Source organism: Neobacillus drentensis (assembly GCF_036966985.1).
Taxonomy (GTDB): domain Bacteria; phylum Bacillota; class Bacilli; order Bacillales; family Cytobacillaceae; genus Neobacillus; species Neobacillus drentensis_E.
The window spans coordinates 1-6256 of record NZ_JBALSN010000044.1 but is presented as its reverse complement, the minus strand read 5'-3'; the positions used below and the strand labels follow the sequence as shown (position 1 = coordinate 6256).

Sequence of the window (6256 nt, the reverse complement as noted above, 5' to 3'; positions counted from 1 at the left end):
CTCCAAATTTTGCATCCGGGAAGTCACTTCTATTTGCCCCTTTTTTAATGCTTCTTGGCCCGTCTCCAGACTTTCCATTCGGGAAGTCATTTCTTTTTGGCTTGTCTTCATATTACTTATAAGCTCATTTGTATTCTGCAGTTCTGAAAGAATTTTATCTACTTTATCTTCCATAAACAAAACCTCCGTTCTTAGATTATATTCACTTTAAACGATTGGCACTTGATTGTAAAACAGCCTATTATTGAGGGCAAATCAATTCTAATCCACCTTCCTTTAATTTATAAAGAAATAAACATTTATAAAATAGACTAGGTACCCAATGAGAAAAATAGAATAGAAAGGTTATTTCCAATTTGAGGGAAATTTTTTAGGTAATAAAATGTAGAAGGGAAAATTAGAACAATCATTATAGGATCAATAGTAGAATCAATCATGTTGAAGAAACGAGGAAATCAAAAAGGAATGGTTGTTGACATCCAAATTATATCATTCCTATTCATTTAAGCTAGGTTCGAATAATAGTTTTCATAAAATTGTAATATTTTTGAGTTTATTGAGCGTTTTTTCACCTTCGTCTTAAAAGAAAAGGCTCCTAATGCATTTTTTGAAGCAAAAGGAGCTTTTTCACCATTTTTTCATTTGTATTTTGTGAACCCTTTCCTTCAATTCGATGATCCCAACAAATTTTCTAATCTTTTCCTAAAAGACCTTTTGCCGTCCGTGGACTCATCTTGCTGTTGTTTTTGAGAGCTATTAACATATTTCCATGCTGACTCCGCATTTTTTTCCACTTCCTGTTGTTTTATTCCCATCATAGTTTGATAATCATACATTCTCATTTTATTTCATCCTCCCATAAGATTAAAATTTATAACAAAATGTATAAAAGACGACCGTTCGGTTTATTTTACTGCTTCAACGATTCTTAATTTGTGCCTGATATTATAGCAGCAATTCATATGTGCAAAAAAACAAGCCGATTAAAAGGGCTTGCCTTATTGCACCAATACTCTTAGGATAAACATCTTTTTTATTTCTTTTAATACCTCATGGTATGGATAATCTTCGTATACAATGGTCTGCGAGACCACTCCATCGACCATGGACCAAAAAAGATCTGCAAATAATTCTGGATTCAAATCTTGTTTTATTTCACCAGTTTTCTGTCCATCTTTAAGAATATCGGTGATCTGAGAAATAAAATATTTTTGCCTCCGACTACGTAATTGTTCGGTTAATTCTTTGTTCCTTGAAGAATGAAGTTTGAACTCTAAGTGAACAGAAAAACGAGCTTTATTTTCTTCGATAAAAGGATTTAGGTCTAAGTATATATCGAACAAATAGTTTAATTTTTCTATGGCTGATGTCTTTTTAGAAATTTCCTGATTAAGTTCATCATAAGTTTGACTCGTTTCTGTACTCATTAATTCTAGATAAATATCATCTTTACTTTGAAAGTAATTATAAATTGCACCTTTACTGATACCAGAATGTTCTACAATATCATTGATCGTGGCTACTTCGAAACCTTTTTTCGCAAAACAAACAAAAGCACTCGATAAGATCTCTTTTTTCTTCTTCTCTTTATAATCATCAGATACTATCGGTGGCATTATTATCTCCGCCTTTAAAATTAAATTGACAATATATTATATGTAAAATATTCAAAAACGACCATCCGGTTTATTTAAATTTTAGCTTATTTCCACCATAAAAAGCAACCAAAATTTACCTAAACTTCTCACACGAAACAAATATTACATGGTGTCAGGCACCACAAATAGCCCTTGTTATTTAACAAGGACTTAAACATCATTAATAACAACTAATAATTTGGAATTATTTTATAATCTTACTCAGCAAAAAATCTACCTTCTCAGTCAGATGCTTCTTTATACTAACATCCATTTCCATTTCATCCATTGTCTCTTTCAAATTACCGAACCAGATTTCGGCCCTATCTGGAGCAATTTGAAATGGATGTCTTTCTTTCACTTGTGAGACTTGCTTCCCTTGTTCCTGATCAGATCCGCCGGAAACTAGTCGGTTGATAAATACTCTTTGCCGATCTTTCAATAATTCGATATCCGTGTTTCTTTCATTAAACATGTTAATATAGTAGGAATCTTTTAGAAGCTTATCATAAAATCGGTCAACTAACTCATTCACTTTTTCCTGATCCAGTACAATCGTCATCATCCATACCCTCTTTTTCTTAAATAAAGTAATTAATACTATCATTATAGTGTAAACTACAATCTAAATTTGTGATTTACATCACGAAAAAGACTTTGTGGTAGAAAAAAGATTGAAAATCGACATGTTAGGCGCCAAGTAATGGCTGGTCAAAAGCGAATAAGGCCTCGTTGATTTCGTGAATATTATAGTTAGCATGTTGAATAAAGTAATCAATAATTACATCAAATTTATTGCTCCGTGACAAGGTATAACCAGCAGCAGCTAGCAGGTCCATCGTTTCCTCCACGTTTAACTTTAAAGCGACAGCAAACGCAATCGTGGTTTTCTTTTTCGGAGTATAATCGGCTTCATTCCGGATTTTGGAGAATAATCGCCGGTCAATATTCGCCCGTTTATAGGTCTCTACATCCGTCATCCCCTTTTCATCAATGAAACGAAGCAGCCGTTCAGAAAAAGATTCATCAAGTTCGTCCAACAGGTTGACTAAGGAATACTCAGCTTCTTTAAACACATCCTGCTGAACAATTTCGATTTCTTGCTGGCTTTCCCATATGTATGGTTCTTCCCTATTACGGGAAAACATGCTTTCTATTTCTTCCACATAATGCTCATCAATATATTGATGAATCGATGTAAATAATTTCTTGCTTAAACCGAAAGAGCTTTTATCAAAAACAACTAGATAAACAAGCATGTCATACTGTAATAAAAAGGAGCCGATCGTCGAAACCGCAATTTGTAATGCTTCCTCCTTGGGATAACCATAAATGCCCGTCGATATCAACGGGAATGCGATGGATTCACACTGATGGGTCATGGCCAGCTCCAAGGAGTTATTGTAAGATTCCTTTAACCGTAAGCCTTCTTGATTGGAACCACCTTGCCAATTCGGTCCAGGTGTATGTATGATATATTTTGCCTCTAAGTTAAAGCCGTCAGTCAATACAGCTTCTCCAACCTTGCATTCCCCGATTTGATCGCATGCTTTTTGCAGCTCATTGACACCAGCCGCACGAAAGATAGCACCACAAACGCCACCACCCATCCTCAGTGATGTATTCGCAGCATTGACAATCGCATCCACCTTCATCTTGGTAATATCATGGCGAATAATTTCTAATGGCATCCGTTTTTTTTCCTCCAAAACAATTATTTATAAGATTTTTATCCCCAACAACGTCCAAGTTGAAATTTTTATTCCTTAGGGAGATTATACCATTTATTTAATTGGAGGTTAGTAATGAACATGGAAGTTTAGACAAAATAAAACTCCTGCAAAATCAGGAGCTTTAAAGGTAGTTATTATTTCGATTTGTTTAGCGAACTTTTTCTAAATGACGAAGAATTTGCTCGTAATGACNNGTGTTTAACGATTAAATGGTCGACTAAAAATGATAACGGTTTGCCGTCAAAGTTTGGATTATAACTTGGAGCTGTTTTTACTAAATCCTCTTCTTCAACTTTAGTAAGTGCTGCCTCTACTTTTGGCACTAAGTTTAATAGTGTAGTGATGGCATCATCTTTTTTCATACGAGATACAACGGTTTCATCTACTGCAGCTAAACGACGAACATGTTCATGATTACGTCCCCATTTTGCACCTGGAACCACTAGCAAGGCTTCCAGATCTGTCACCCAAAAATCAACTGCTTCTATTATATGAGAGACAATTTGCATGGCAGACCATTCTTCTTCAGAAGGTTTTATGAAAAGCGCCGCCTCTTCTGTATTCTTCACTACCGTAACGATCTCATCAATACACTTTTTAAAAGTTTCCAATTTTTCATTGAGTACTGCTGTTGTCATAGTCATACATCCTCCAAATCCTCACCTAAATGATCAATAGTTTTATAAGAATTCGAATAAAAATGCGCTAGAGTTATCTCTAACGCGTTTTTATTTAAGTTGTTAATTAGCAATTGACACGTTCATAATTTTTTTTGAGATAGCCATATAAGAAATCAACTGTCTTGTAATCTGTTGGTTTGTGTTGTTCGAAAATAAAGTTACGAAGTGAAATGGTTGTTGGATCTTCAGCGTGAATAATTTCGCCCCATTTACGTGCTGTTGTTTGTACCATCGCAGAACGCGGAATCCGCAGGTCTTGGTATGCTTTAAATGCTTCTTCATAAGATTTATGTTCTTTTACTTTCTCACCTAATACAAACGCATCTTCGAAAGCTTGAACGCCGCCTTGAGCTAAATATTGAAGCATGGCATGACCAGAATCCCCTAATAATGTAATGTTACCTTTTGTCCAATTATCGATTGGTTCACGGTCATACATTTGCCAACGGAATTGACGGTTAATGTAAGATAAAGCGTTTTGTACTTTTGGATGAGTATTTTCAAAACGGTGTGTCATTTCATCTGGATTTCCCCAGTCCTCTACAGTAGCATCATATGATTTAAACACGACTACTTGGTTGTAAAGCTCTCCACGACGAACTGGATATTGTACTAAGTGCAGGTTTGGCCCAATCCACATGATCACATCATCTAAGTCTAAGTTAGAGTTATTCGCCACTTCTTCAATTGGAATCGTTCCACGGTAAGCAACATATGCAGAGTTTACTGGTTCATCTTCAATAAATAGCTTTCGCATATTTGATTTTACCCCGTCCGCACCAATCACTGCTTCTGCAGTGAACGTATCACCATGTTGGTTGACAATTGTTACTGTATCACCATTTTGTTCTGCCGTTTGAATCGTTTGGTTGGTAAAAAATTTAACATTACTACGTTTTTGACATGCTTCATAAAGAACTCGGTGTAAGTCAGAGCGATGCAATACGATATATGGCTGACCGAATTCTTTTTGGAACTCTTCCCCTAAATCAAGAGTTGCTAACTCTTTAGCCGTATAAACATCTTTTAGTACAAGTCGTTTAGGTATTACCGCATGCTTTAAAATTTCTTCCTTTACCCCTAAACGATCTAAAACCTCTATTGCGTTTGGTGCTAACTGAATCCCTGCACCTACTTCCCCAAATTCAGGAGCTTGTTCAAAAATTGCCACTGATTTACCAGTTTCTTGGATTGATAGAGCTACAGCTAAACCACCGATTCCTCCACCTACAATAATGATGTCGCTTACATTAGTCATTGTAAATTCCTCCCAAATGTTTTATAATTTTCTATAAATAGTGAACTAAGTTCCTGATAAGAAAACTTTATCTCATTATTCACTATTTCGTCAACAAAAAAATTATAAAATTTAGAAATTTCTACAAATCATTATTTCTGCTATACTAACCAAAATTAATTGAAAATAGGGTGATCATGATGACAACTGAAACGAAAACTGCGGGTATTCAGTCATTACAAATGGGTTTAAACATATTAGAAATCTTAGCAATGGAAAAAGAGCCTCTAAAGTTTACTGATATTCAAAACCGAGCTTCGATGACAAAAAGTAATTTATATAAATATTTGTCCACACTAAGCCAATTTGGGTTAATCAATCGAAATCCTCATACAAACATGTATACTCTTGGACATAAATTAGTACAGCTAGGAAATGTTGCTCTAGGACAAACTTCTTTAATTGAAGTGGTTATTCCCTATTTCAAAAAGATCACTGAGTTCACAAACCTAACCGTACTACTTGCTGTACCAACTATAAAAGGTCCATTCATTTCATATATTTTAAGTGCCGATTATGGAATTAATATCGGAGCACAAATGGGGACACATTTGCCGCTTTCCTCCTCTACTGGCGTCGTTTTTTCTGCTTTTGAAAAAGATGTCCATCGGAAGGAATGGGAAGTAGAAGAATTATCGAAGTTCAATGAAAACGAATTACGGCAATTTCAAAATGAAAAAGAAAAAACAAGACAGCTGCATTTTGCATCAAAGACGGAGCCACTTATAATGCATGTATCTTCTTTTAGTGTTCCTCTATTAAATTTCAACCATGAACTGCTCGGTGCTATTACCATCGTTGGTATTACCGAGACCGTACCAAATTCTGCCGACCATTCAATTGGACAATACGTTCTCAATATCGCAAAGGAAATTTCAGAATATTACGGTTTTGTGAAATGAATTTCTT

At 35.2% G+C, this 6256-nt stretch carries 7 protein-coding genes; 1 reads left to right on the top strand and 6 read right to left on the bottom strand.

Annotated features, from left to right (window positions below; all coding sequences use genetic code 11):
• Positions 1 to 665: 665 nt before the first annotated feature.
• From V7659_RS03230 to V7659_RS03205, 6 genes are all read right to left on the bottom strand, one after another.
• Positions 666 to 842 (bottom strand): hypothetical protein, encoded by a 177-nt coding sequence (locus tag V7659_RS03230; protein ID WP_335538052.1) that lies wholly within the window; start codon positions 840 to 842, stop codon positions 666 to 668.
• A 156-nt stretch (positions 843 to 998) separates the two neighbouring features.
• The gene (locus V7659_RS03225; protein WP_335538050.1) at positions 999 to 1616 is read right to left on the bottom strand and encodes a TetR/AcrR family transcriptional regulator; all 618 of its coding nucleotides are present in this window, start codon (positions 1614 to 1616) and stop codon (positions 999 to 1001) included.
• Between the two features lie 226 nt (positions 1617 to 1842).
• On the bottom strand, positions 1843 to 2202 hold the full coding sequence (locus V7659_RS03220) for a truncated hemoglobin (RefSeq protein WP_335538048.1): 360 nt from the start codon (positions 2200 to 2202) through the stop codon (positions 1843 to 1845).
• Positions 2203 to 2326: 124 nt separating this feature from the next.
• Complete coding sequence (locus V7659_RS03215; protein ID WP_335538047.1) at positions 2327 to 3328, bottom strand: macro domain-containing protein; 1002 nt, start codon at positions 3326 to 3328, stop codon at positions 2327 to 2329.
• Between the two features lie 176 nt (positions 3329 to 3504).
• The gene (locus V7659_RS03210) at positions 3505 to 4008 is read right to left on the bottom strand and encodes a DinB family protein (protein WP_335538046.1); all 504 of its coding nucleotides are present in this window, start codon (positions 4006 to 4008) and stop codon (positions 3505 to 3507) included.
• A gap of 106 nt (positions 4009 to 4114) precedes the next feature.
• On the bottom strand, positions 4115 to 5308 hold the full coding sequence (locus tag V7659_RS03205; RefSeq protein WP_335538044.1) for an FAD-dependent monooxygenase: 1194 nt from the start codon (positions 5306 to 5308) through the stop codon (positions 4115 to 4117).
• 176 nt (positions 5309 to 5484) lie between these two features.
• Here V7659_RS03205 and V7659_RS03200 point away from each other — a divergent pair, with 176 nt between their 5' ends.
• Positions 5485 to 6249 (top strand): IclR family transcriptional regulator, encoded by a 765-nt coding sequence (locus V7659_RS03200; protein ID WP_335538042.1) that lies wholly within the window; start codon positions 5485 to 5487, stop codon positions 6247 to 6249.
• Positions 6250 to 6256: the final 7 nt, after the last annotated feature.